At 61.9% G+C, this 24,871-nt stretch carries 15 protein-coding genes, 1 tRNA gene and 2 rRNA genes (1 of these 18 only partly in view); 12 read left to right on the forward strand and 6 right to left on the reverse strand.

The genetic code is table 11. From position 1 onward, the window contains the following. The 8 genes from ACLI1C_RS16565 to ACLI1C_RS16600 all read left to right on the forward strand — a co-directional run. Positions 1–2,506: ribosomal RNA gene (locus ACLI1C_RS16565) — 23S ribosomal RNA — on the forward strand (it extends 217 nt beyond the left edge of the window). Between the two features lie 130 nt (positions 2,507–2,636). Next, a 5S ribosomal RNA gene (gene rrf / locus ACLI1C_RS16570) occupies positions 2,637–2,752 on the forward strand. Positions 2,753–3,283: 531 nt separating this feature from the next. After that, on the forward strand, positions 3,284–3,622 hold the full coding sequence (locus ACLI1C_RS16575) for a YciI family protein (RefSeq protein WP_411398660.1): 339 nt from the start codon (positions 3,284–3,286) through the stop codon (positions 3,620–3,622). A gap of 62 nt (positions 3,623–3,684) precedes the next feature. Further along, entirely contained in the window at positions 3,685–4,506 is an 822-nt protein-coding gene (locus ACLI1C_RS16580) for a DUF6544 family protein (protein WP_411398661.1), read from the forward strand. Positions 4,507–4,633: 127 nt separating this feature from the next. Next, on the forward strand, positions 4,634–6,832 hold the full coding sequence (locus tag ACLI1C_RS16585; RefSeq protein ID WP_411398662.1) for a mechanosensitive ion channel domain-containing protein: 2,199 nt from the start codon (positions 4,634–4,636) through the stop codon (positions 6,830–6,832). A 132-nt stretch (positions 6,833–6,964) separates the two neighbouring features. Beyond that, positions 6,965–8,182 carry a lytic murein transglycosylase gene (locus ACLI1C_RS16590; protein ID WP_411398663.1) on the forward strand — a complete coding sequence of 406 codons (1,218 nt, stop codon included), beginning with the start codon at positions 6,965–6,967 and terminating at the stop codon, positions 8,180–8,182. 190 nt (positions 8,183–8,372) lie between these two features. Further along, a complete protein-coding gene (locus tag ACLI1C_RS16595) occupies positions 8,373–9,383 on the forward strand; it encodes an alpha/beta hydrolase (protein ID WP_411398664.1) in 1,011 nt (336 codons plus the stop codon). Positions 9,384–9,570: 187 nt separating this feature from the next. After that, a complete protein-coding gene (locus tag ACLI1C_RS16600) occupies positions 9,571–10,161 on the forward strand; it encodes a nucleotidyltransferase family protein (RefSeq protein ID WP_411398665.1) in 591 nt (196 codons plus the stop codon). Here ACLI1C_RS16600 and ACLI1C_RS16605 read toward each other — a convergent pair. The 3 genes from ACLI1C_RS16605 to ACLI1C_RS16615 all read right to left on the reverse strand — a co-directional run bounded on the left by ACLI1C_RS16605 (position 10,148) and on the right by ACLI1C_RS16615 (position 11,391). Next, on the reverse strand, positions 10,148–10,558 hold the full coding sequence (locus tag ACLI1C_RS16605) for a VOC family protein (protein WP_411398666.1): 411 nt from the start codon (positions 10,556–10,558) through the stop codon (positions 10,148–10,150). The genes ACLI1C_RS16600 and ACLI1C_RS16605 overlap by 14 nt on opposite strands. Before the next feature lie 70 nt (positions 10,559–10,628). Further along, the gene (bfr, locus tag ACLI1C_RS16610; protein WP_411398667.1) at positions 10,629–11,114 is read right to left on the reverse strand and encodes a bacterioferritin; all 486 of its coding nucleotides are present in this window, start codon (positions 11,112–11,114) and stop codon (positions 10,629–10,631) included. Beyond that, complete coding sequence (locus tag ACLI1C_RS16615) at positions 11,080–11,391, reverse strand: (2Fe-2S)-binding protein (protein ID WP_411398668.1); 312 nt, start codon at positions 11,389–11,391, stop codon at positions 11,080–11,082. The genes bfr and ACLI1C_RS16615 overlap by 35 nt, the downstream gene beginning before the upstream one ends. Before the next feature lie 198 nt (positions 11,392–11,589). On the opposite strand from ACLI1C_RS16615, the gene ACLI1C_RS16620 reads away from it, so the two are divergent. After that, entirely contained in the window at positions 11,590–12,453 is an 864-nt protein-coding gene (locus ACLI1C_RS16620) for an alpha/beta hydrolase (protein ID WP_411398669.1), read from the forward strand. Here ACLI1C_RS16620 and ACLI1C_RS16625 read toward each other — a convergent pair. Then, positions 12,413–13,108: a DUF599 domain-containing protein gene (locus tag ACLI1C_RS16625; protein ID WP_411398670.1), complete on the reverse strand. Its 696-nt coding sequence runs from the start codon at positions 13,106–13,108 to the stop codon at positions 12,413–12,415. The two genes, ACLI1C_RS16620 and ACLI1C_RS16625, sit on opposite strands and share 41 nt — an antisense overlap. A gap of 67 nt (positions 13,109–13,175) precedes the next feature. Beyond that, complete coding sequence (locus ACLI1C_RS16630; protein WP_411398671.1) at positions 13,176–14,213, reverse strand: aldo/keto reductase; 1,038 nt, start codon at positions 14,211–14,213, stop codon at positions 13,176–13,178. A gap of 216 nt (positions 14,214–14,429) precedes the next feature. On the opposite strand from ACLI1C_RS16630, the gene ACLI1C_RS16635 reads away from it, so the two are divergent. Next, positions 14,430–14,506: transfer RNA gene (locus tag ACLI1C_RS16635), tRNA-Met, on the forward strand. A gap of 225 nt (positions 14,507–14,731) precedes the next feature. Continuing rightward, positions 14,732–15,379, forward strand: a complete 648-nt coding sequence (locus ACLI1C_RS16640; protein WP_411398672.1) for a response regulator transcription factor — start codon at positions 14,732–14,734, stop codon at positions 15,377–15,379. Here ACLI1C_RS16640 and ACLI1C_RS16645 read toward each other — a convergent pair whose 3' ends face one another. Beyond that, the gene (locus ACLI1C_RS16645) at positions 15,380–16,777 is read right to left on the reverse strand and encodes a sensor histidine kinase (protein ID WP_411398673.1); all 1,398 of its coding nucleotides are present in this window, start codon (positions 16,775–16,777) and stop codon (positions 15,380–15,382) included. A 209-nt stretch (positions 16,778–16,986) separates the two neighbouring features. Between ACLI1C_RS16645 and ACLI1C_RS16650 the strand changes: the two genes are divergently transcribed. Next, positions 16,987–24,852 (forward strand): peroxidase family protein, encoded by a 7,866-nt coding sequence (locus ACLI1C_RS16650; RefSeq protein WP_411398674.1) that lies wholly within the window; start codon positions 16,987–16,989, stop codon positions 24,850–24,852. Positions 24,853–24,871 lie beyond the last annotated feature (19 nt).

Consider the following 24,871-nt stretch of genomic DNA (forward strand, 5'->3'; position numbering starts at 1 on the left):
TAGTAGTGGCGAGCGAACGCGGACCAGGCCAGTGGCCTCTTTGTAAGAACGGGAACAACATGGAAATGTTGGCCATAGTGGGTGATAGCCCCGTACCGGTAGAAAGCATTGAGGTCCTCGAGTAAGGCGGAACACGTGAAATTCTGTCTGAACATGGGTAGACCACTATCCAAGCCTAAGTACTCGTGCACGACCGATAGCGAACAAGTACCGTGAGGGAAAGGTGAAAAGCACCCCGACGAGGGGAGTGAAATAGTTCCTGAAACTGGATGCATACAAACAGTCGGAGCCCGAAAGGGTGACGGCGTACCTCTTGTATAATGGGTCATCGACTTAGTCTAACTAGCAAGCTTAAGCCGTTAGGTGTAGGCGCAGCGAAAGCGAGTCTGAATAGGGCGTTAAGTTAGTTGGATTAGACCCGAAACCAAGTGATCTAGGTATGAGCAGGCTGAAGGTAAGGTAACACTTACTGGAGGGCCGAACCCACGTAAGTTGAAAATTACGGGGATGACTTGTTCCTAGGGGTGAAAGGCCAATCAAACTTGGAAATAGCTGGTTCTCCGCGAAAGATATTTAGGTATCGCCTCGGACGAATACTGTGGGGGGTAGAGCACTGGATGGGCTAGGGGGTCTCACCGACTTACCAAACCTAACCAAACTCCGAATACCCACAAGTAATATCCGGGAGACAGACGGCGGGTGCTAAGGTCCGTCGTCAAAAGGGAAACAGCCCTAACCTACAGCTAAGGTCCCCAAGTCATAGTTAAGTGGGAAAGCATGTGGGAATGCTTAGACAACCAGGAGGTTGGCTTAGAAGCAGCCATCCTTTAAAGATAGCGTAACAGCTCACTGGTCAAGCGTTCCTGCGGCGAAGATGTACCGGGTCTAAAACTATGCACCGAAGCTTAGGGTTTGCACGTTTACGTGCAAGCGGTAGCGGAGCGTTCCGTAAGCCTGTGAAGCGGTACCTGTGAGGGGCCGTGGAGGTATCGGAAGTGCGAATGATGACATGAGTAGCGATAAAAAGTGTGAGAGACACTTTCGCCGAAAGTCCAAGGGTTCCTGCGCAATGCTAATCAGCGCAGGGTTAGTCGGCCCCTAAGTCGAGGCAGAAATGCGTAGACGATGGGAATCACGTTAATATTCGTGAACCAGGTGGTAGTGACGGATCGCGCAGGTTCGTATCCCCTTATTGGATTGGGGGTGCGATGAGCCGGTTCCTGGAAATAGCTCCACCAACATTGACCGTACCCTAAACCGACACAGGTGGACTGGTAGAGTATACCAAGGCGCTTGAGAGAACTATACTGAAGGAACTCGGCAAATTGCATGCGTAACTTCGGGATAAGCATGACTTCTATCGGGGCAACCCTTTAGGAGTGGCACAAAAGAGGGGGTGGCGACTGTTTACTAAAAACACAGGGCTCTGCGAAGTAGCAATACGACGTATAGGGTCTGACGCCTGCCCGGTGCCGGAAGGTTAAAAGGAGAGGTGAAAGCCTTGAATTGAAGCCCCGGTAAACGGCGGCCGTAACTATAACGGTCCTAAGGTAGCGAAATTCCTTGTCGGGTAAGTTCCGACCTGCACGAATGGCGTAACGACTTCCCCACTGTCTCCAGTATAGACTCAGCGAAATTGAATTCCCCGTGAAGATGCGGGGTTCCTGCGGTCAGACGGAAAGACCCCATGCACCTTTACTATAGCTTTACGCTGGCATTTGTGTCGGCATGTGCAGGATAGGTGGTAGGCTTTGAAGCAGGGACGCTAGTTTCTGTGGAGCCGCAAGATGAGATACCACCCTTATCGTCATAGATGTCTAACCGCGGCATAACAGTGTCCGGGACAGCGTATGGTGGGTAGTTTGACTGGGGCGGTCGCCTCCCAAAGAGTAACGGAGGCGCGCGATGGTGGGCTCAGGACGGTCGGAAATCGTCCGCTGAGTGCAATGGCATAAGCCTGCCTGACTGCGAGACTGACAAGTCGAGCAGAGACGAAAGTCGGTCATAGTGATCCGGTGGTCCCGCGTGGAAGGGCCATCGCTCAACGAATAAAAGGTACGCTGGGGATAACAGGCTGATAATGCCCAAGAGTCCATATCGACGGCATTGTTTGGCACCTCGATGTCGGCTCATCACATCCTGGGGCTGGAGCAGGTCCCAAGGGTATGGCTGTTCGCCATTTAAAGTGGTACGTGAGCTGGGTTTAGAACGTCGTGAGACAGTTCGGTCCCTATCTGCCGTGGGTGTAGGAATATTGAGAAGAGCTGACCCTAGTACGAGAGGACCGGGTTGGACGAACCTCTGGTGGACCTGTTGTGGCGCCAGCCGCATTGCAGGGTAGCTAAGTTCGGACGGGATAACTGCTGAAAGCATCTAAGCAGGAAGCCTCCTTCAAAACTAGTATTCCCTTGAGAGCCGTGGAAGACCACCACGTCGATAGGCCGGGTGTGGAAGCGTAGCAATATGTGAAGCTTACCGGTACTAATAGCTCGATTGGCTTGATCGTTCTCATTAATCTATGTCCGCATAGATTGTGATTTTCGATCGGTTCAGAAATACACCAGACAACGCTTCTTGCATGGGAAAGCGTTGTCCTAAAAAACATAACCAGAATTCACTCATACGTTTTTCGCTGACCTTGTGGTTTTTGCGAGGAGCCCAAGACCCGATCCCATCCCGAACTCGACCGTCAAATTCCTCTGCGCCAATGGTACTAAGTCTTAAGGCTTGGGAGAGTAGGTCGCTGCAAGGTCTGCCAAAAACGTATGATCTCGTTACAATGTCGAAAGAAAACTTTCAAAAACCCCTCACCGGAAACGGTGAGGGGTTTTTGCGTTTGGCGTGTTCGCATTTCGCCTGGTTCAACGTGCCAACCGGGGCGAGAGCCCCGGTGTTGACAGCCGGATCTGCCCGGATTCTGCCTTTCAGGGCATCGGACGAAGGGCATCGGACGAAGGGCATCGGACGAAGGGCATCGGACGAAGGGCATCGGACGAAGGGCATCGGACGAAGGGCATCGGACGAAGGGCATCGGGAGAGGCAATCCGCTGGCTTACCTCTGCTCTCTTGTGCTGCTGTCGATAGTCGCTCCGTTCGCTATCCTGTCCGATGCGCAGCCATGCAGAGCTTGGGATCTGCGCGTCTTGCCCAGCCAGGCTGCGAAGACCTGCTTCAAGGACATGCAGTGAAATAGTCGACGCGCCTTGTCGAAATGCCGTTCTGCCAGTCGTCGCCAGGGTGACGGCGGAGCCTGTGCTCGGCCGATTGTGCACAGGAGGATGCCATGACGCAGTTTCTGGTTGCGATCTATCACCCCGATGACTACGACGCGGCCGCGGTCGAGGATGCGGAAATGGTGCGCGATATCGACGCGCTCAACGACGAGATGGTGGCCGCCGGGTGTCGGGTCTTCGTTGGCGGGCTGCAGCAGGCGAGCCGCGCGCGATCGGTGCGGGGCAGGGGCGGCGAGCTGCTCATCACTGACGGCCCCTATACCGAGGCCAAGGAGCATGTGGGTGGCTTCTGGGTGCTGGAGCTTGCTGACATGGACGAGGCGCTGGCCTGGGGGCGCAAGGCGGCGATTGCCTGCCGCGCCCCGGTGGAGGTTCGTCCGTTTCACTGAGATCTGCGCGCCGGGCGGAGCACAGGGGTGGGACAGGCTGTCGACAGCGGGTATGATGCCTGATGAAGATGCTGTTGATCGTGGCCGTGCTCAGTGTTGTCGGGCTTGTCGTTGCGCACTTCGCCCTCGCGGCGCGGTTCGCGGCAGGGACCGACGCGGCCATCAGACGGCTGATTGCCGCGCAGAACTCGGCTCCGCCCGACCAGGCGGCGATCCCGTCGCTGGTTCTCGCCTTCGCCGCCCGCAATGGTGGGCAACCAGGTGGCCCGGCCACAATGACGATCACGCAAGAAGCGGAGATGAAGCTGGCGCCCGGGCAGGACTGGCTTCCCATCGAGGCAACCCAGATTTCGGGGACGCGCGATCCGGGTTTTGTCTGGCAGGCACGGGGGCGCATGGCTGCGATCATCCCCGTGGTCGTGGTGGATGGCTATGTGGCGGGTGAGGGGTGGCTGGAGGCCAGACTTGCCGGCTCGGTGCCGGTTGCCAATGCCAGGGGTGCCGATGTGAGCCGCGGCGAGGCCATGCGGTTCCTGGCGGAGCTGGCGTGGAATCCCGACGCCATCGTCAATGCAGCAGGTCTCGCGTGGCGGCAGGTCGACGAGCGGACCGTCGAGGTTGCGCTACAGACCGAAGGTGGCCCGGCGCGCGTGCGGCTGGGTTTTGACGCCGATGGCGATGTGGTGAGCATGGAAGCCGACGACCGGCCGCGTGCGGTGGGGGACCAGAACATCGCCACGCGCTGGATCGGCCGCTTCAGCGGCTATGCGCGCTTTGGCAATTATCGCCTGCCGCGGTTCGGCGAGGTGGCGTGGGTCCTGCCCGAAGGCGAGTTCCTCTATTGGCGGGGCGAAATCGTCACCGCCGAGCCGGCCCGCCGATAGCGTGGGGGTGGCGCCGCCGAGGAAAGCGGGCTGGGCGGTTGAACCTTAAGGCTGTCCCGGCGTATCCACCTGGGTAGTATGCCGACCCGTCGCCCTTCCTGCCGAAACTGACCTGCTGGATATATTGATGCGCATTCTCGCCCTGCTGATCCTTCTGCTACTCGCCCCCGCACAAGCCATGGCCCAGTTCCTGCCGGAAGAGCCAGCGCCAGTGGCTGGCGATGCGGGAATCGACGAGCTGATCCGCATCATCGAGAATGATGAAACCCGTGCGGCCCTGCTGGAGCGGTTGCGCCAGACCGAAGAAGCGGGCGTACCGGCCGAGGCGCCGCCTGATCTCAGCATCGTGCGCCAGCTCGCCGAATATACGCGGGCGGCAGCCGAGGGCACCTCGACGACGCTGCGCTCACTGGGCGGGGTATTTATCGAGCTGCAGCAGGGGCTGAGCGGCACGCTGAGCGCCGATCTCGACGGTTTCCGTGACGTGGCCATCGGCGTCGTGCTGGTGGGAGCCGGACTGTTCGGCAGTTTCCTGGCATTGCGGATCATCGTGCTCTGGGCCCAGGGGCTGATTGCGCGCCGGGTGACGGGGCGCGGCTGGCCCTCGCGGATCCTGGGCATGCTCGGAGCGCTGGTGGTGGACCTGGGCTCGGTGCTGCTGGCCTGGGCGATCGGCTATGTGGTGGCCCTGATGCTGGTCGGTGGTGCCACGGGCCGCATGGGCATCAACCAGTCGCTGCTGCTCAATGCCTTCCTTCTCGTCGAGACCAGCAAGCTGGTGGCCCGCGCCATCCTGCAGCCGCGCTACGAGTCGCTGCGGCTGATCGGCGTGACCGACGACAATGCGGCCTATTGGTCATTCTGGCTGGGGCGGATCATTTCGCTCCTGGGCTATACCTTCCTGTTCATAACGCCGCTGCTGGCGGCCAACCTGTCGGTGGGCGCGGCATCGGCGGTGCAGGTATTGGTGATGGCCACGGCTGTTACCATCGGCATTATCGTCGTGCTGCAGAACAAGGACGACGTGCGGACCTGGCTGACCGGCATTGCGGCCCGGCGGGGCAATGACGGCACCGGTCAATTGCTGATCCTGCTGGGGCAATACTGGCATGTGGTGGCGATCGTCTACCTCGTGACGCTGCTGGTCGTGTGGTTTGCCAATCCGGAACAGGCGCTGCCCTTCATGCTGGGCGCCACCGTGCAATCGGCCATAGCCATCCTGGTCGGCGTGGTCATCGTCGGCTTCATCGCGCGCTTTGTCAGCGCGGGTCTGAGTCTGCCCGAGGATATCAAGCGGCGCCTGCCGCTGCTCGAGACGCGGCTGCATGCCTTCGTGCCACATGTGATGCTGGTGGTGCGCTGGGTGGTGATTGCCGGCGTGCTGCTGGCCATTGCCCAGGCCTGGGCGCTGTTCGACTTTGTCGGCTGGATCGGCAGCGATGGCGGCCAGCAGGTGGCAGGGTCGGTGATTTCGGCGGCGCTGATCATCCTGGTCTGCATCGTGCTGCATGTGGTGGTGGCGTCCTGGGTGGAGTACCGGCTCAATACCAGCATCGGCAAGACGCCGACGGCGCGCGAGAAAACGCTGCTGGGCCTGTTCAAGAACGCCTTCACAATCGCGCTGGTGGTGTTCGGGCTGATGCTGGCGCTGGCCCAGATCGGGGTGAACATCGCTCCGCTCCTGGCGGGCGCCGGGGTGATTGGCCTCGCCATCGGTTTCGGATCGCAAAAGCTGGTGCAGGACATCATCACCGGCATCTTCATCCAGTTCGAGAATGTGATGAATGAGGGCGACGTGGTGGAGGCGGGGGGCAAGTCGGGCGTGGTGGAAAAGCTCACCATCCGCTCGGTGACCATTCGCGACCTGGGCGGCACGGTGCATTTGATCCCGTTCTCCTCGGTCGACCAGGTCTCCAACATGGTGCGCGGTTTCTCCTTCCATGTGGCGGAGATCGGCGTGGCCTATGACAGCGACATTGCGGAGGTGAAGCAGGCCATGCATGACGCCTTCGACCAGCTGATGCAGACCGAGCATGGCGAGAACATCATCGACGAACTGGACATGCAGGGCATCATCGCCTTTGCCGATTCCGCCGTCACGGTACGGGCCCGCATCAAGACGCTGCCGGGCAAGCACTGGGCGGCGGGTCGTGCCTATAGCGAGCTGGTCAAGACCATCTTCGCCGAGCGCGGCATCGAGATTCCCTATCCGCACGTGACCTATGTCGCCAGCGCGCCAGCTCGCCGGCCGGCTTTGCCGGTGATCGATGGGGAAAGCCGGGAGGGCGGCACGCCCGAGCTGCCGGGCGAGCCAAGCCGGGGCTGACCGTTTCGTGATCGGGCCGCGGTCGTTGCCTTAAGGCGATCTTAATTTGGTGGGTTAAAATAGTGATACGCGCCCGTTGCGGCACAGCCGGCGCAGCCGTGTTTTTCGTATTCGCGTATCACGAGGCCCCAAATGTTCCGTTCGAACAGCAAGACCGTCATCCTTTTCCGTGGGTTTTCGGCCCTGGCGCTGGCTGCCGCGCTCAGCGTGGCCGCCGTGGCGCCGAGCCTGGCCAACAGCGCCGATTTCGTGCGCGGGCTCTGGCCGCAGGCGGAGGCGCGCGGGGTGAGCCGGGCGGCGTTCGAATCCGCCTTTTCCGGCTATAACTACATTCCCAAGGTCATGGAGCTGACCAAGAAGCAGCCCGAATTTTCCCAGACCGTGCAGCAATATATCGACAAGCGGGTCACCGCCGGCCAGGCGCAGAAGGGCCAGGCCATGCGGGTGGAGTGGAACCAGACGCTGACCGGGTCGGAGCAGCGCTGGGGCGTGCAGCCTGAAATCGTGCTGGCCATCTGGGGCATGGAAACCAATTTTGGTGGCTTCATGGGTGGCGAAAACACCATCCATGCGCTGGCCACGCTGACCGAGGGCGGCTATCGCACGGACTTCTTCCGCGATGAGTTGCTGACGGCGCTGCGCATCGTCTCCGACGGCCATGTAAGCCCCCGCAACATGGTGGGCTCCTGGGCGGGCGCCATGGGCCACACCCAGTTCATGCCCTCGAGCTTCATGCGCTATGCCGTCGACTATAATGGCGACGGCAAGAAGGACATCTGGAACTCGGTGCAGGATGCGCTGGGCTCGACGGCCAATTATCTCAACAATTTCGGCTGGCGGCCGGGCGAGACCTGGGGCTACGAGGTCAAGCTGCCGAGCGGCTTCGATTTTGCCGGGGCGCGCCAGCTCGAGCGGGCGCCGCTCAGCCAGTGGCAGGCCATGGGCATCCAGCGCGTTTCGGGCCGGCCGTTTCCGCGCCCCAGCGATGTCGGCCGGCTCTATATGCCGGCTGGCGCGGCCGGACCGACCTTCCTGCTGCTGCCCAATTTCGATGTGATCAAGCGCTACAACAATTCGGACAGCTATGCCCTGGCGGTCGGCCACCTGGCGGATCGCATCATCGGCACGGGGGGCTTTGCGACGCCCTGGCCGGCGGGTGACTATGCACTGACCAAGGCGCAGCGGGCGGAATTGCAGACCCTGCTGGGTCGTGCCGGATTTGACGCCGGCTCGCCCGATGGGGTGGTCGGCCCCAAGACGCGGGCGGCCGTGATGGCCTATCAGAGCCGGGTAGGATTGCCGGCGGATGGTCACATCTCCGGGAGGCTGCTCGACCGGCTCAAACGTTAACCCTCTGTTAACGGATTGGGAGCAATTTTATCGCGCTTAAGTAGAGGGCAGGTCAGTTTCCATCCATTGGAGGCGCCTGCCCTCGCCCATTTCCGCCCCTGCATCCGACGACATGCCCAGGCAGGCCCGTGCCACAAAATGCCCGGCTTTGACTGCTAGCCAGTGGCTCTCCCAAATCATGTAGTGACCAATGCCCCGCTCCTATTCCTTGTCGCGCCGTGCCTTCATCGGCGCCCTGATGGCCAGTGTCGTGCTTCCCGGCAAGGCCTTTGCCCTCTCGATCATGGATCCGTTCAACCTGCCGGCTGCCATGGATGCCGGCACGGTCAAGGTCGGCGCTGACATTGCCTATGCCGATGGCGCGCGCCACAAGCTCGACGTCTATGCGCCCGAGGCGCGCGGCACGCTGGCGCCCGTGGTGTTCTTCATCTATGGCGGTGGCTGGAGCCGGGGCGAGAAGTACGAATACCAGTTCGTCGGCCAGGCCCTGGCCTCGCGCGGCTTTGTCGTGGTGATCGCCGATTACCGGGTGTTCCCGGATGTCACCTATCCCGATTTTCTCTATGACAGTGCCAGCGCCCTCAGCTGGGTGCAGACCAATATTGCCAACTATGGCGGCGACCCCAACCGGCTGTTTCTCGCCGGGCATTCGGCCGGAGCCTATAATGCGGTGATGCTGGCGCTGGACCCGTCCTTCCTGCGTGAATTCGATGTCAGCATGTCCATCCAGGCGGTGGCAGCGCTGTCGGGGCCGTTCGACTTCTATCCCTTCGAATATAACGAGGTGCGCGACGTGTTTGGCGGCGCGCCCAACCCGCAGGGGACCCAGCCGATCAACCTGGTGACCAGCGAGGCGCCGCCGATGTACCTGGCCACCGGCACGACCGATCCCATCGTGCGCATGCAGAATACCGAGCGCTTTGCCCAGAAGCTCAAGGATAGCGGCGTGTGGGTCACCACCCGCTATTACGAGGGCTATGGCCATATGGAGCCGGTGCTGGCGCTGGGGGCGCTGTGGCGCTGGCGCATGCCGGTGCTGGACGACATGGTGGCCTTCTTCCAGATGTTCGGGGCCTTCCCCAGCGGCGTGCCCTATGTCGCGGTGGCGCCCGATGCGCCCGAGCAGCTGCCCGAAGCCATCGCGCCGATGGAGCAGATCGTCGAGCAGATGAATGCGATGTTCCAGCCGATCGAGAACTAGCGGATGCGCTGATCTTCCGGTGATGCCGGCCTGCGAGGGGTGATTTTCTGCGCTTCCGGTGCTCACGTACTGATGTACGCTGCGCTCCGGTTCTCGAAAACCATCCCTCTCGACTCGGCCTGACCGGAAGCTCAGCACATCCATGCCTTCAACTGACCACCTTAGATTCGCCGGGGCCGAACCGGCCGTGCAGCGCCAAGTACTGGAAGGCATCGTCCGGGGTGAGCCGGTGCTCATGACGGTGCTGGAGGGACTGCGCGAGCTTGATCTGCCCGATCCGTTGCTGGGGTCGGGCGCGATCTACAATACGGTATGGAATGTGCTGACCGGGCGGCCTGCGCTGACGGGCATCAAGGATGCCGATGTTGTCTATTTCGATGGCCGCGATCTCAGCTATGAGGCCGAAGATGCGGTGATCCAGCGTGCAGCGGCCCGGTTTGAGGGGCTGCCCATTCCGGTCGAAGTGCGCAATCAGGCGCGCGTCCATATCTGGTTTCCGCAGAAGTTCGGCACGCCCTATCCGCAGTTGCGCAGCAGCGCCGAGATGATGCTCTACTTCGCCTCAAAGACCCATGCGGTTGCAGCGCGGCTGGAGGCGGATGACAGCATCAGCATCTTCAGCCCGTTCGGGCTCGACGACATATTCGCGTTCCGGGTGACCCCGAACCCTGCTCTCGACAACCGTCTCACCCACCACGCAAAGGCCGAGCGCAACAAGGCGATCTGGCCGGAATTGACAATCGTGCCGTGGCCTGAGGACGACGCTAGGCCGGGTTGAGTTCGACCGAGGCGGCGGAGCGCTGCACCGGGCCGTGGAAGACGGCCTCGATATTGTTGCCATCAGGATCGAGCACGAAGGCGGCGTAATAGCCCGGGTGGTAGTGCCGCTCGCCCGGGGCGCCGTTGTCCTTGCCGCCGGCGGCAAGGGCGGTCTTGTAGAAGGCGTCGACCATGGCCCGGTCGCGGGCCTGGAGGGCCAAGTGGATATGGGTGGGGATGGTGCGGGCGTCGGCCGCATCGACGAAGAGCTCATCGACCTGGAACCAGCCTTCGCCGGACTGGTCGATCCTGAGCCCCAGCACGCCCAGCACAGCGGTATAGAAATGCCGCGTCGCGACGAAGTTCCTTGCCCGCAGATGCACATGGTCGATCAGGCGTCCGGTATGCCAGGTCATGGGTTTCTCCGACAGCGGGCAAAACAAAACCGCCCGGAACAGGTTCCGGGCGGTGGCAGAGCGATCTGGTTTATTCGGCTTCGTCGGCCGAAGCGGAATTGAGCTGGCCGTATTTCTCGACGCCGATCTTGTCGAGGAGCTCGAGCTGGGTCTCGAGGAAGTCGATATGGCCTTCCTCGTCGGTCAGCAGGGCCTCGAACAGGTTCTTGGAAACATAGTCGCCAAGCTGTTCGCAGAGTTCGCGGCTGGCCTTGTAGGCCGCGCGCGCGTCATACTCGCCGGCGAGATCGGCCTCGAGCACTTCCTTGATGGTCTGGCCGATTCGCAAAGGCGCAACGCGCTGCAGATTGGGGTGACCTTCGAGGAAGATAATGCGCTCGATCAGCCGGTCGGCGTGATGCATTTCTTCAATGGATTCAGCGCGCTCCTTGGAAGCGAGCTTCTTGTAGCCCCAGTCGTCCAACAGACGATAGTGGACCCAATACTGGTTGACCGCACCGAGTTCCAGAAAAAGGGCTTCATTAAGCCGCTCGATGACCTGTGCTTCGCCTTTCACGACGTACTCCACTCCGTTGCTGCTTGAGCTTTTCGAGCCCAGTCGGGAGCGATACGACGTCGCCGGACTGTTGGGCTTGCTGCGCGTGGTAGTTTTCGGTGACCCGAACGATAATGTCCACCACATTCGGCACGCAGCCGCTGCATTTGGCCCTGCGATTGAGCTCACCATAGACCTTGGCGGGCACGACCAGCTGCCATGGATCGGCCTTGAGCAGATCGAGGACGATATCCTCAATCTCCTTGCTGGTGATCATGTTGCATTGGCAGACGAGCATGGGCGCGACGGGGTCAGGTGGAGCTTGCTGGCGGCATAAAGCGACTCCATTAGGTGATTGTCAAGGTCATGTAATGTCGCGTCCCTGGCGGGACACGTCATTCCATGGCCACGCTGCGGCTGCGCCGCTGCCGAGTTCATATGTCGACGAAACCATCCGGGCTAATGGTGCGTAGCTTGTGGGTAAGAAGAGGCAGAAATGGCAATTTCACTGCTCGGCATCGTCAATGCGCTTAGTCCCAAGGATGCGGGGTCGCGCCGTGTGGCGCATGCTGTGCCCTATGGGCGGCTGCCGCGACAGGCACTGGATATCTATGCGCCCCGCCAGGCCAGCGGGCCGCTGCCGGTGGTGTTCTTCGTCTATGGCGGCTCATGGATGGATGGCGACCGCCGCCACTATGAATTTGCCGGGCGCGCCCTGGCGGCCCTGGGCTATGTGACGGTGATCGCCGACTACCGGCTGGTTCCGGAGGTGGAATATCCCGGCTTTCTCGACGACTGCACCGAGGCGCTGTCGTGGGTCGCGGCCCGGATCGGGGCGCATGGCGGGGACGGGCGGCGCATCGCCCTGATGGGCCATTCGGCGGGCGCCTATAATGCGGCCATGCTGGCGCTTCATCCGGCCTATCTGGCCGAGGCGGGGCTGCGGGACCGCGTGCGGTGCCTGGTGGGTCTGTCGGGACCTTATGATTTCTTTCCGTTCGACGGCCCGATCAGCCTGCGGACCTTTGGCGCTGTGCGCGATCCGGCGACAACGCAGCCGGTCAACCATGTCAGCGCCGACGCGCCGCCGGTCCTGCTGGGTCATGGCGGCAAGGACCGCCTGGTGCTGCCGCGCAACAGCATCGCGCTGGCCGCGCGTCTGCGGGCCGTGGGCGTGACTGCCGAGGAGCGCCACTATCCGGCGCTCGGGCACCCGGCGACGCTGCTAGCGCTAGGCCGGCCGGCCCGGGCTATCGCGCCGGTGCTCAAGGACGTAGCGGCATTTCTGGAACGTCACCTGGCACCAGCTGTTCCCGAGGCTAGAGCTTCAGCTTTTCCTGCTGACGCCGCGCCGCGATGACCGCGGCCGAGGCCGCGGTGCGGTGGGCCGAGGAAAAGAACTCGCGATGCGCCAGGATCATCACGGTGAGGATGCAGGCGACGATCGGCAGCCATTCTGAGATGAACCAGGCAACCGAGGCGACCGAGAAGTAATAGGCGCGGATGCCGCTGTTGAAGTTCTTGGCGCCCAGCGCATTCATGCGGGTGATGGCGTCGATCTCTTCGTCGGTCGTGCCGCCGACATGGTCGATGGCGCCCAGCATGATGCAGAAATGGTTGAACTGTCGCAGCGACAGGGTGAAGGCAAAAAAGGCCAGCACGAACATGGCCAGCATGACCACCAGGTGCAGCTGGACATCGACGAGGGTATAGACGCGGTCGAGCGAGAGGGAATTGAGTGTCTCCATCAGCGCCGGGATCTGGCCGAACACCGCAAAGATGGCGAGGATCAGCAGCACCGCCGTCGAGGCGAGGAAGCTGACCGAGCCCATGATATTGCCCGAGAGAATGGCATCGAAGGGCGATTCCCGCAGCGTCGCATTGGCCACCCAGCGGCGGCGCTGCATGTTCATGATCACCGACAGCGAGGGCCGCAGCTTTTCCACCTGCGGCACGATGATGTTGTAGGCGAGATAGCAGATCAGCGGAAACAGGGTGGAAATCAGCGTCGACAAGGGCGTCCCCGAATTGGCTTTGCCTGCCTGTTATAGCGTGATCGCGGCAAAAGACGACGGGCCGCCGCTAGACCGTGCGGGGATAGCGGCGGTGGATGGCGTCGATCTCGGCAATGAGCTCGGGCGACAGCGTAACCTTGTGGGCGCCGATGGCATTGGCCAGCTGTGCGGTGCTGGTCGCGCCAATGATGACCGAGGTCATGAAGGGGCGGGTCAGCGCGAAGGCGATGGCCATCTGCGAGACATCAAGGCCATGGCGTTCGGCCAAGGCGAGATATTGCTTGCCGGCGGCCTCGGACTGCTCGTTGAGGCGCCAGAAGCTCTTCTGATAGTCGCCCCGGCTGCCCTTGGGCATCTGCCCGTCGAAATACTTGCCGGTGATCAGCCCGCCGGCGAGTGGGGAATAGGCGAGCAGGCCGACATCCTCGTGGTGGCTGAGTTCGGCCAGGTCGAGGTCGAAATGGCGGCGCAGCAGGTTGTATTCGTTCTGCACCGAAACGATCCGGGGCAGGCCGCGCGCCTCGGCGATGCGCAGCCATTGCGCCATGCCCCAGGTGGTCTCGTTGGAGACGCCGACATGGCCCAGCTTGCCCTCCTTGACCAGGGCGCCCAGTGTTTCCAGCATGTCCTCGATATTGGCGAGGGCGTCGGCCGTGTCCTGCTTGTGCGGCTGGTAGGTCCAGGAGCCGTCGAAATTGTAGCTGCCACGGCCGGCCCAGTGGATCTGGTAGAGATCGATATAGTCGGTCTGCAGGCGCCTGAGGCTGGCTTCGAAGGCCTCGCGCAGCGTCTTGCCGCTGGTGCGCGTGCCATTGCGGATGAAATCCACCGGGCCGCCGGCGACCTTGGAGGCCAGGATCCACTGGTCGCGCTTGCCGGTCTTCTTGAACCAGTTGCCGATGATTTCCTCGGTGCGGCCCGAGGTCTCGGGGCTGCGCGGAACCGCGTAGATCTCGGCCGTGTCCATGAAATTGATGCCGGCATCGAGCGCCATGTCGATCTGGGCGTGGCCTTCGGCCTCGGTATTCTGGCTGCCCCAGGTCATGGTGCCCAGGCAGATTTCGGTCACCCGCAGATCGGTGCGGCCAAGCGGCTTCAATTTCATGAGGGTATCCCGGCAAGTGGTATGGAAGCCTGCCTACCCTAGCCGAAGCTGACGAAAATGACAGGCATGCTGCCAGAAAAAACGCGGCGTCAAAAAAGCGTCACGCGAGGCCGCTTTTGGGGTTGAGCTATCGGCTTCGACCCCCTATATACCCCTCACGTCGCGAGCAAGCCTCGCACGATGACGGCCCCACCGGCACTGTTATCGACTAATTGACGCGGGATGGAGCAGCCCGGTAGCTCGTCAGGCTCATAACCTGAAGGTCGCAGGTTCAAATCCTGCTCCCGCAACCAAAGCAAGCCGTGACGTAAGGAAGCGCTCGAAAGAGCGCTTCCTTTTTTCTGTTTGGGCATTCATTTCCTCCACGAAACGGCGGTGGTCCTTGACGGCGAGGAGCTGGCCTCGCGCGCGCAGCGCCGTGTCGCCATCTCTCGGAGACCTCAGTAGTTTACCAGTTCTGCAATATATTGACTTGGCGTTTCCAGTAAGCTGCGCATAATGACTGGCAGGAGGGGAATATGCAGCCACAAGTCGCAGAGCGTCCAGTCAGTCTTGCTTTCGTCGACGACCATCCCGCCGTACTCGCGGGAATGACCTCGATATTTTCTGCCGAGGACGATTTCATGGTTGTCGGTCAGGGTGCATCCGCCGAGGACGCGATCGCCCTGGCAGCCATGCACCGGCCGGATGTGATGTTCCTCGATCTCAGCATGCCGGGCGATGTCGTGGGGGCAATTCGCGTTATCACCAACACTTTCCGGCCGACCAAGGTCGTCATACTCACCGCATATTCCAGCGTGCAATCGGCCATCAAGGTGCTGGATGCTGGAGCGATGGGCTTCGTGCTCAAGGGCAATAGCTTCGACGATCTGTTTGAAGCAGTTCAGTCCGTCCTGCGTGACGAGGTGTATGTAACGCGGAAGTACTTTGCCGAAGTGATGGCGCTGCTGCGCAACAAGTCTGAGACCCCTGAATCTCCCAGGCTCAATGTGCGCGAGATTCAGATCATCAAGCACCTGGCCAACGCCAGGACCAACCGGGAAATTGCGCAGGCGCTGTCGGTCAACGAGCAGACGGTCAAGAATTACATGTCCGGGCTGATGACCAAGCTGAAGGCCCGCAACCGCGTTGAAGTGGTCATCGCGGCGGAAAAATACATCAACTGATCACGGCCAGTTGGTGGCCTCGGCGCCGACAAGAGGAATGGTTGCCCGGATCAAGGTGCCGCCTCCATCGGGCGCCTTGATCTCCAGTGTGCCACCCACGGCGTTGATGCGGTTGGACATGCCCAGCAGGCCCAGACCCCGCCGATCCTCACTCTCGAGCCTGGTCTGATCGATACCCGGTCCGGTGTCGGACACTTCCAGTTCGATCGCCTCACTGGTGGCTCGCGCTGAAACCAGCTGGTCGGCCCCTGCGGCATATCGGGCAGAGTTGTTCAGCGCCTCCTGCACCACGCGATAGAGACAGGTCTTGATCAGGTGGGAGGTGTGTGCCGGCAGGGCGTGATGTCGATAGACCACGCTGCATCCGGTCAGCGCTTCGTGGCGGGAAATGGCCAGCTCGAGCGTGCTCTCGAGCGTCAAATCGACCAGTTCGGGCAGCACGAGGCCCGCCGATATGCTGCGGAGCTCTTCCAGTGCTTCCGTATTGAGGGCAACCAGGCCCTCGAGGCTGTTGCGCAGCTTGGCTTCGACCTGTGCGGGGTCCTTCCACTCATCCTTGCGGGCCCGCGTCTTGTTCGACAGCAGGTGTGTCAGCTTGAAGTTGAGCACGCTCAGCAATTGAATGGGCCCGTCGTGCAGATCTGCGCCGACACGGCCGAGCAGTTGCTCGTTGACCTCGGCCGCCTGAAGGCGGGTCTTGTCCGAGGCAATGCGCAGTTGTTCGTTCTGGCGGGCCGACTCCTCGGCGTGGTGCGCGGCGCGCTGCAGGGCGGTCTGCTGCTGGGTGATGGTCTTGCTGCCACGCAGCACGACCGCATAAAGCGCCCCCATCATGGCCAGCGCCACAACACCCACAACCGTCCAGGACCAGACATAGGCTGCCGAAACCGCCTCCTGCAGGCGTGAAGCTTCCTGGTGAAACTCACCCACGGCAGCAACCTCATTGGAGCCGATGGGATAGAGGGGCACATAGATCTCGATAAAGGGCGTGCTGAGATCGGGGTGGTTGTAGCCGTCTTCGAAGTTGACCACGATCTCACCAGCCGCGGCGCGGGCAATGCGGCCGGGACCGACGTCCTCGGGGATCAACACTTCGCCGGAGACATAGATGATCGTCCCGTCAGGCTTCCAAAGCTTGACGGAGCGCATGCCGGCCTCGAACAGGGTGTCAGTGTAGAGGCGGTTGAGCACCGCAATCTGTTCGGGACTGATCTCGCCGGTTTCGGCAATGGCCGTGACGTAGGGCGCGAAGAAGCTGTCCATGAGGATGGCGCTGGCGAAACCCGAACTGCGCAGCATTCCCGAGCGGATGTTTTCGGCGACCCAAAGGCCCAGCAGGCTCATGGCCGTGATGGTGACGATCGCGCCGACGATGGTGAATTGCCGGGCCAGGCTCATCTTCTTGATGCCCGACCCGTCGGCAATGGACCTTAGTACTGATGCTGATTGCTCCAAAGTACTCAGACCCCTTCCCTCAAAGTACCGAATGATCAAAGTACCTTCCGATATATGAAATCACCCTTTTCTCCGCCGTAGTAGGTGCCATCACTCGGACCCCCGCGATTTTGGGTTGTTCGAGCAGTCAGGCAACCAGGGGGAAAAGGCAAATGGTCAATCTGATCAAGAACGATCTGGAGTTTATTCTCAAGCAGATCAAGATCGCTGAAGCGCATACCGATGCCATCAATGCAGGCGCCGATCCCCGGACGGCCCTCGAGGCCCTGGTATCGAGCCCGCTGCTGCCCCTGGGCCTACGCACGGTTGACGGTACGCTGAACAATTTCCAGACGAACTACGTGACCTCGGGTGCGTCGGACGTGGCCATGACCCGTCTGCTGGACCCGATCTACAAGACGGCAGAACTGGCAACGGCCCGTCCGGGAATGCCGCAGCCGACCGTACCAACCAGCTACAATCAGACCTCCGGCAGCGTCTACGACAGCCAGCCGCGCGTTATATCGAACCTGGTCGCCGACCAGTCGCTCAACAATCCCGCCGCCATTGCCGGTGCGCTGGCATCGCTGGGCATTACCGGCGCAGACGCACTCGCCATCGTCAATGAAGTCATGACCCTGCAGGCGCAGGTTCGCGCCGCCGAGGCCGCCGTGGCCAGCGCCGCGCAGACGGCGACCGATGCCCGCGACGCAGCCCAGGCCGATCTGGACGCCGCAGAGGCGGCGCTGCTCGACAGCCAGGCTGATATTGCCGGCCTCGTGCAGGACCAGGTGGAGGCCAGCGACGTCCTTGCCGCAGCGGTGGCTACACTCGACGCGGCAATCGTGGCACGCGGCGACAACGCCGTGGAACTGGCAGCTGCCCAGGCGGAGGTGGCGGCCAAACTCATCGTGGTGCAGCAGGCGCAGGCTACTGCCGACCAGGCCCAGAGCGCAGAGAATGTCGCCCTCGCCAACCTGACCCTTACGGAAATCGCCCGGAACAATGCGATTGCCAACTATTCCAGCAATCCAAGCCAGGCCAATGCCGATGCCCTTGCGGTGGCTGTGCAGAACTACAACGTTTCCCAAACGGCTCATGAAGCCGCCATGCAGGCAGACGACGCGGCCGACGCCGCTCTGGTCGTGGCGCAGGCCGCCCATGTCGCGGCCGTCGACAGCCGGCAGGCTGAATTCAACCAGCAGGTGCAGCTGGATGCCGACGTGGAAGCGGCCGAGCTCGACGTCGCCGCGGCGCAGGACGACCTGACGACCGCCGACGCGGCACTGGCCGCCGCCCAATCGACAGTCACGGCGGCCCTGCAGGATGTCGCCGCGGCACAGGCGGTGCTCGACGGCCTGCCGGCGAATGACGCCGCCGCGATCGCTGCGGCTAACGCCGTTGTCGACGCGGCCAAGGCCGCGGTCCTGGCCGAGGTCACTTCGCATGGCATCGAGATGGACGGCAGCAATGTGTTCATCAAGAACATCGCTGCCGACCTTGGCGATACCGCCTCGTTCAATGGCTTCATGACCATTTTCGGCCAGTTCTTCGACCATGGCCTCGACCTGACCGCCAAGGGCGGGTCGGGCAGCGTCTATATCCCGCTCAAGGTCGACGATCCGCTCTATGTCGCAGGTTCACATACCAATTTCATGGTGCTGACGCGGGCCACCAACGAGCCCGGTGCCGACGGCATCCTCGGCACGGCCGATGACGTCCGCGAGCATCGCAACGAAACCACGCCCTGGACCGATCTCAACCAGGTCTACACCTCCAACGCTTCCCACCAGGTCTTCCTGCGCGAATATGTGCTGGTGGAAGGCCGGCCCGTTGCGACCGGCCATATGCTGGAAGGCAGTGCCGGTGGTCCCCCGACCTGGGCCGACATCAAGAACCAGGCGGCCAATGTCCTCGGCATTCGCCTCGACGATCTCAATGTACATTCCGTCCCGGCTATCTTGACGGACCTCTATGGTGAGTTCGTGCGCAGCGGCACCGGCTTCCCGCAGCTTGTCGCTCCCGAGGCCCCTGGCGGGGTGCTGGTGGGCAATATCGGTGCTCCGGTGGATGCCATGCAGGCAGCGCCTGCGGGGCGCGCCTTCCTCAACGACATCGCCCACAATGCGGCGCCCGGCAGCTTCACCGTCAGCCAGGGCGCTGGCGGCACGGTCACCGGCGTCAAGACGGCCGACAGCGACAGTGCTACCGGCAATGACCAGGCAACGCCCAACATGTTCGGCGGCGTATCCACCTACGACAATGAGCTGCTGGATCGCCACTTCATCGTCGGCGACGGTCGCGGCAACGAAAACATCGTCCTGACCGCAGTGCACACCATCTTCCATGGCGAGCACAATCGCCAGGTCGATGAGATCATGCATACATTGATCGAGCAGGGCGACCTGGCCTTCCTCAATGAGTGGCTGCTGGTCGATGTGACAGCGATGCCGACCAGCCCCCAGGGCCTGGTATGGGACGGCGAACGCCTGTTCCAGGCCGCGCGCTTTTCGACCGAGATGGTGTACCAGCACCTGGTGTTCGAGGAATTCGTTCGCGCCATCACCCCGCAGATCGACCCCTTCGTATTTTCGAACTCCGTCGAGATCGACGCGGCCATCTTCGAGGAATTCGCCCAAGTGGTGTACCGCTTCGGCCATTCTATGCTGAACGAGACGGTCGAGACGCTGCATCTGCTGCCCAATGGAACGGCAAGCGCTGCCGAGCAGGACCTGATGGCGGCCTTCCTCAATCCCGTCATGTTCGATCAGCAGGGGCAGACGACCTCCGGGTATGATGCCCAGGTCGCCGCCGGCGCCATCCTGCGCGGCATGACACGCCAGGCCGGCAACGAAATCGACGAGTTCATGACCGGTGCGCTGCGCAACAATCTGGTGGGGCTGCCGCTCGACCTGGCCGCACTCAACATGGCCCGCGCCCGCGAAACCGGCATCCCGTCGCTCAATGAAGCGCGCCGGCAGATTTTCCAGCAGACGAACGACACCTATCTCAAGCCCTATTCGAGCTGGACCGATTTCGCGCAGAACATCAAGAACCCGCTTTCGGTCGTCAATTTCATCGCCGCCTATGGCCTGCATTCCACCATCCTGGCGGCAGACACGGCAGCGGAAAAGCGCGATGCGGCCTGGGCGCTGGTCTTTGGGGGCCTGGGCGCTCCCGCCGATCGCCTCGACTTCCTCAACGCGACCGGCAAGTGGGCTGCGGGCTATGCCGGGCCGGACGATCCGGATGCGAACGGCCTGCTCGGCGGTCTCGAGAATGTCGACTTCTGGATCGGTGGCCTGGCCGAGGCGCTGATGCCGTTCGGCGGCATGCTGGGCTCGACCTTTACCTTCGTGTTCGAACTGCAGATCGAAAAGCTGCAGAACGGCGACCGCTTCTACTATCTCAGCCGCACGCAGGGCATGAACCTGCTGACCGAGCTGGAAAGCGACAGCTTTGCCGATGTCATCCACCGCAACACCGACACCGGTGAAACGGGGCTACATATCAACGGCGCGGCGTTCCAGACGGCTGACTACATCATCGAGATGGACAAGGCCCGCCAGTATAACCAGGGCCTGGGCAATCAGGATCCGACGCGCGAAGCCGACGTGATCTCCGCCATCACCGGCAATGACTCCCTGGTGATCCGGCGCGACCTCGATAATGACGGCGATGCCGACTACCTGCAGTATCTGGGCGGCGAGCACGTCGTGCTGGGCGGCACCGACGAGGACGACGTCATCGTTGGCGGCGCGGGCGATGACACGCTCTGGGGCGATGGCGGCAATGACACGCTCGAAGGCGGGCTCGGCGTCGATCACATCCATGGCGGCGAGGGCGACGACATCATCACCGACAGCGGCACCGATATCGGTGCGGCAGACGTGCTCAAGGGTGAAGCCGGCGACGACGTGATCAATGGCGGCATGGGCCTCGACCTGGTGTTCGGCGGCTCCGGCAAGGACGTGCTGTCGGGTGGATCGGAGGCCAAGAGCATCTTCGGCGGCACCGGCGACGATTTCATCCGCTCGCCATCGGGCGGTGGCGGCGTGGTCTATGGCAATGAAGGCAACGACTGGATGGAAGGCCAGGGCAACATGAACACGTTGTCCGGCGACAACTCCGAGCTGTTCTTCAATTCCCGGATCATCGGCCACGACATCATGCTGTCGGGCGAAAATGACACCGATTTCGATGCCGAATCCGGCGACGACATCATGGTGCAGGGCATCGGCATCAATCGAAACAACGGCATGGCCGGGTTCGACTGGGTCAGCTACCAGGGCAATAACTACGCTGCCGATGCCGACATGAATGTCAGCATCTTCACGAACCAGCAGAACAATATCCTGCGCGACCGCTACGACCTGGTGGAGGGGCTGTCCGGTTGGGATCACAACGACACGCTGACCGGCCGTGAATTCGTCATTGGTGCCTATGACGCCAACGGCAATGCAACGCAGATCGACGCCGATGCGCCGGTGGAGAGCTTCTCCAATGCGCTGCTGGTCAAGAATATCGCGCTGATCGAGGGTCTGGGCGAACTGGTGGCCCACCTGCAGACCATCACCGTCTACAACCCGAACGACCTCAATGCGGACGGCACGCCCAAGGCGGGCGCTGTCGGGCTAGAGGCCAAGATGGACACGTCGGACGGCTCGGACATCCTGCTGGGTGGCGGTGGTTCCGATCTGATCCGCGGCATGGCGGGGAACGACATCATCGATGGCGACAAGCACCTGGAGGTCCACATCGCGATCAATGACAGCAATGGCAATGTGATCGGCACCGCCCTGCGGTTGACCGCACCGGTGATCGATGCCCAGGGCAACCTGCTCTATGGCGGCCGCTCGCTGGAATCGCTGCTGTTTTCCCGCGATATCCGTCCCAGCCAGCTGGAGGCCGTGCGCGAGATCGTTGACGGGGGCAAGGCGGGCGACGTCGATACCGCGGTCTACTGGGACGTGCGGGAGAATTATGCCGTCACCCGCAATGCCGATGGCAGCGTGACGGTGGAGCATGTCACCGAGACCGCCGGGGCGATCAACCCCGCGTCCGGCCAGAACTACGAGAATGAGGGCATCGATCGGCTGTTCAATATCGAGCGGCTTCGCTTTGCCGATGGCGACGTTGTGCTTTCGCCGCCCGAGCTGTACCTGCAGCAGACCAGCGGCCAGTATGCCGATGATTTCGACAACAGCGACAATACTGGAAACTCCGATGGTCCGACCGCCTGGCCGACCTCGTGGATCGAAGCGGGCGACAGCGGCGGCGCAACAACCGGACAGATACAGATCGATGCCGGCAATTTTGGTGGGTCAAACCAGCTGCGCCTCGGCGGGACCGGTACCGGCTTTGGCGGCAATAACGGTGCAATGATTACCCGGGCGATGGATCTGTCCGGGGCATCGACCGCGACCATCAGCTACTCGGCCAACCCCGACAATGTGGAAGCAGGGGAATGGGTGCGGGTCTCCTTCGCCGCCGACGGGGTCAATTTTGTCGAACTGAATATGATTTCAGGAGACGGCACCAACACGACGTACACGCATAATCTGACCGGTCCTTTCGAGGCCGATGCGGCTATCCGCTTCGAGGTCAGTGCGATGTCAGCCGCCGACGACATCGTTACCATCGACAATCTTTCGATCACCTTCACCGGTGCGCCGCTGAACGACTTCGAAACAACATTCACCGAGGGCGAGCTTGGCAGGAGCATCGCGTCCAACCCTCTCATCATCGAAGACAGCAACCAGATTTCTTCGGCACGGATCGTTCTGATCGATGCCCAGGCCGGCGATAACCTCAACGTACCCAATAACCTGCCCGGGAACATCGACAGCCAGATCGACCGGTCCGTCCCGGGTCAGATCACGGTCATCCTGACTGGCGAGGAATCGCTGGCGAATTACCAGAGTGCGATCCAGGCGATCACCTTCACCAACAGCTCGCAGGACCCGAGCACGGCTGACCGGACGATCCAGATCACGGTGAGCGACGGTCTGACCGACAGTGCCGTGGCAACGACAACAGTCAATGTTGTTGCGGTAGAAGACCCGACCAACGCCCTGAATGACAACGTCATTACCAACGTGGCGCGCGGCACGGCGATCATCATCCCCCAATGGGCATTCCTGTCCAACGACAGCGACCCCGATGATACGCTCGACATCACGGCGGTGAACAACCAGAGCGGCCTTGCCAGCCTTTCGCTCACCACCAATCCTGGCTCGATAACCTTCAACGATCCGACAAACGGCGCGTCCGGCGGCTCGTTCACCTACACGGCGACTGGTAGCAATGCCGACACAGCCTCTGTCAACGTCATCAACGATACGTTTGGCGCGGTCAGCGGAACCAGTGGCGACGACATCCTCGTCGGCAATGCCGCCGACAGCACGTTCGACGCTGGCGGTGGCAATGACATCATCTTTGCCGGGGCGGGTAACGACACCATTGTGTGGGATGTTGGCGATGGCCGGGACTTCGTTGATGGCGGCACCAACACCGCCACAGGGGATACGTTCCAGGTCAACGGCAGCAATCAGGCGGAAAATTTTGTTGTCTACGCCAGGTTGAATGCCGAACAGGCCGGCATAACCGGGCTGAAGGCCGCCACCCAGATCGTGGTGACCCGTGAAGGCGTGGTCATCGCCGAACTGGCCGGTATCGAGGAACTCATTATCGATACCAATGGCGGCAACGACAACGTGACTGTCGTGGGCAACCTCGCGCCGACAGACCTGTTCGAGGAGACCATCACAGTCAATGGCTCGGCAGGCAACGACACGGTTGACATCACTTCCCTGACCTCAGCGCACCGTATCCTGTTCCGGACCAATGGCGGCAACGACACCATTGTCGGCACACTGCGCCCGCAGGACGTCGTGGAACTGCCGCAAGGCATGTCCCAGGGTGACTACGACATCCAGACCGATGACGACGGCATGACCACGATGAGCCATGGCGACCATACGATCAGCTTTGTGGCTCCCGATGGCCTGCCGCAGTTCAGCGATGCGCATGGTGACCACAGCGATCACGACGATGACGACGAGGACGAGGATCAGGACGGCGACGACGATCATGGCCAGGACGACGATGATGATGGCTGCGACGACGACGCGCCCAATGCGCCAGCCACGTCCGGGGCAATCCTCGGCACCGACATCGGCGACCTGCTGACAGGGACGTCCGGGGTTGACCTCATCTTCGGCCTGGCGGGGACCGACTACATCCTCGCTGGCGCGGCAGCCGACATCATCCGTGCGGGTGAGGGCGACGACTTCGTCCATGGCGAGGCGGGTCGAGACGTCATCTTTGCCGGGGAGGGGGACGACGACATCTTCGGTGGCGACGGCGCCGACATGATCTATGGCGAAGCCGGGAACGACCGCCTGTTCGGCGACAACGGCAATGACCTGCTGGATGCGGGCCTTGGCCATGACACGGTCCATGGCGGGCTGGGCGATGACCTGATGGTCGCGCAGATCGGCGATGGCAACGACATCTATGATGGTGGCGCCGGCATCGACACGCTCGACTACGGCGCGCTGACCGAAGGGGTCGACGTCAACCTGGGCACCGGCGTCGGTGGCCGGGGCAGCGTGACCGGCAGCCAGTCCGGGACCGACACGCTCTACGGCATCGAGAACATCACGACCGGTTCGGGAAATGACGTGATCGAGGCCAGCAATGCGGTCAACGTGATCGATGGTGGCGATGGCAACGACGTCTTCGTCTTCGGCTCGGCGACTGCCGCGCATGGCGACACGATTGTCGGCTTCGAAGCCGGCGACAAGATCGACCTGTCGGGCATCGACGCAGACACCGGCGTGGCCGGCGTTCAGAGCTTTACGCTCGTAACCGGTCAGACGGCGACCGCGCCGGCCCAGATCGTGGTGACCCATGAGGTGCGCGAGGATGGCGAATATACCGTCATCTCCGGCAACACGGCCGGCGGCGACGCGCCCGAGTTCCGCATCAGCCTGACGGGCAATCACACCCTGACGGGCAGCGACTTCAACCTCTAGCACAACCTGGCCCGGCCGG

Origin of the sequence: Devosia sp. XGJD_8 (assembly GCF_046614475.1) — a bacterium.
Lineage (GTDB): Bacteria > Pseudomonadota > Alphaproteobacteria > Rhizobiales > Devosiaceae > Devosia.

Bases quoted from the DNA above. Each gene is read 5' to 3' on its own strand.
- ACLI1C_RS16575 (WP_411398660.1), top strand. From the start codon at position 3,284: ATGACGCAGTTTCTGGTTGCGATCTATCACCCCGATGACTACGACGCG.
- ACLI1C_RS16580 (WP_411398661.1), top strand. From the start codon at position 3,685: ATGAAGATGCTGTTGATCGTGGCCGTGCTCAGTGTTGTCGGGCTTGTC.
- ACLI1C_RS16650 (WP_411398674.1), top strand. From the start codon at position 16,987: ATGGTCAATCTGATCAAGAACGATCTGGAGTTTATTCTCAAGCAGATC.
- ACLI1C_RS16615 (WP_411398668.1), bottom strand. From the start codon at position 11,391: ATGCTCGTCTGCCAATGCAACATGATCACCAGCAAGGAGATTGAGGAT.
- ACLI1C_RS16645 (WP_411398673.1), bottom strand. From the start codon at position 16,777: ATGAGCCTGGCCCGGCAATTCACCATCGTCGGCGCGATCGTCACCATC.
- ACLI1C_RS16595 (WP_411398664.1), top strand. From the start codon at position 8,373: ATGCCCCGCTCCTATTCCTTGTCGCGCCGTGCCTTCATCGGCGCCCTG.
- ACLI1C_RS16630 (WP_411398671.1), bottom strand. From the start codon at position 14,213: ATGAAATTGAAGCCGCTTGGCCGCACCGATCTGCGGGTGACCGAAATC.
- ACLI1C_RS16605 (WP_411398666.1), bottom strand. From the start codon at position 10,558: ATGACCTGGCATACCGGACGCCTGATCGACCATGTGCATCTGCGGGCA.
- ACLI1C_RS16585 (WP_411398662.1), top strand. From the start codon at position 4,634: ATGCGCATTCTCGCCCTGCTGATCCTTCTGCTACTCGCCCCCGCACAA.
- ACLI1C_RS16590 (WP_411398663.1), top strand. From the start codon at position 6,965: ATGTTCCGTTCGAACAGCAAGACCGTCATCCTTTTCCGTGGGTTTTCG.
- ACLI1C_RS16640 (WP_411398672.1), top strand. From the start codon at position 14,732: ATGCAGCCACAAGTCGCAGAGCGTCCAGTCAGTCTTGCTTTCGTCGAC.
- ACLI1C_RS16620 (WP_411398669.1), top strand. From the start codon at position 11,590: ATGGCAATTTCACTGCTCGGCATCGTCAATGCGCTTAGTCCCAAGGAT.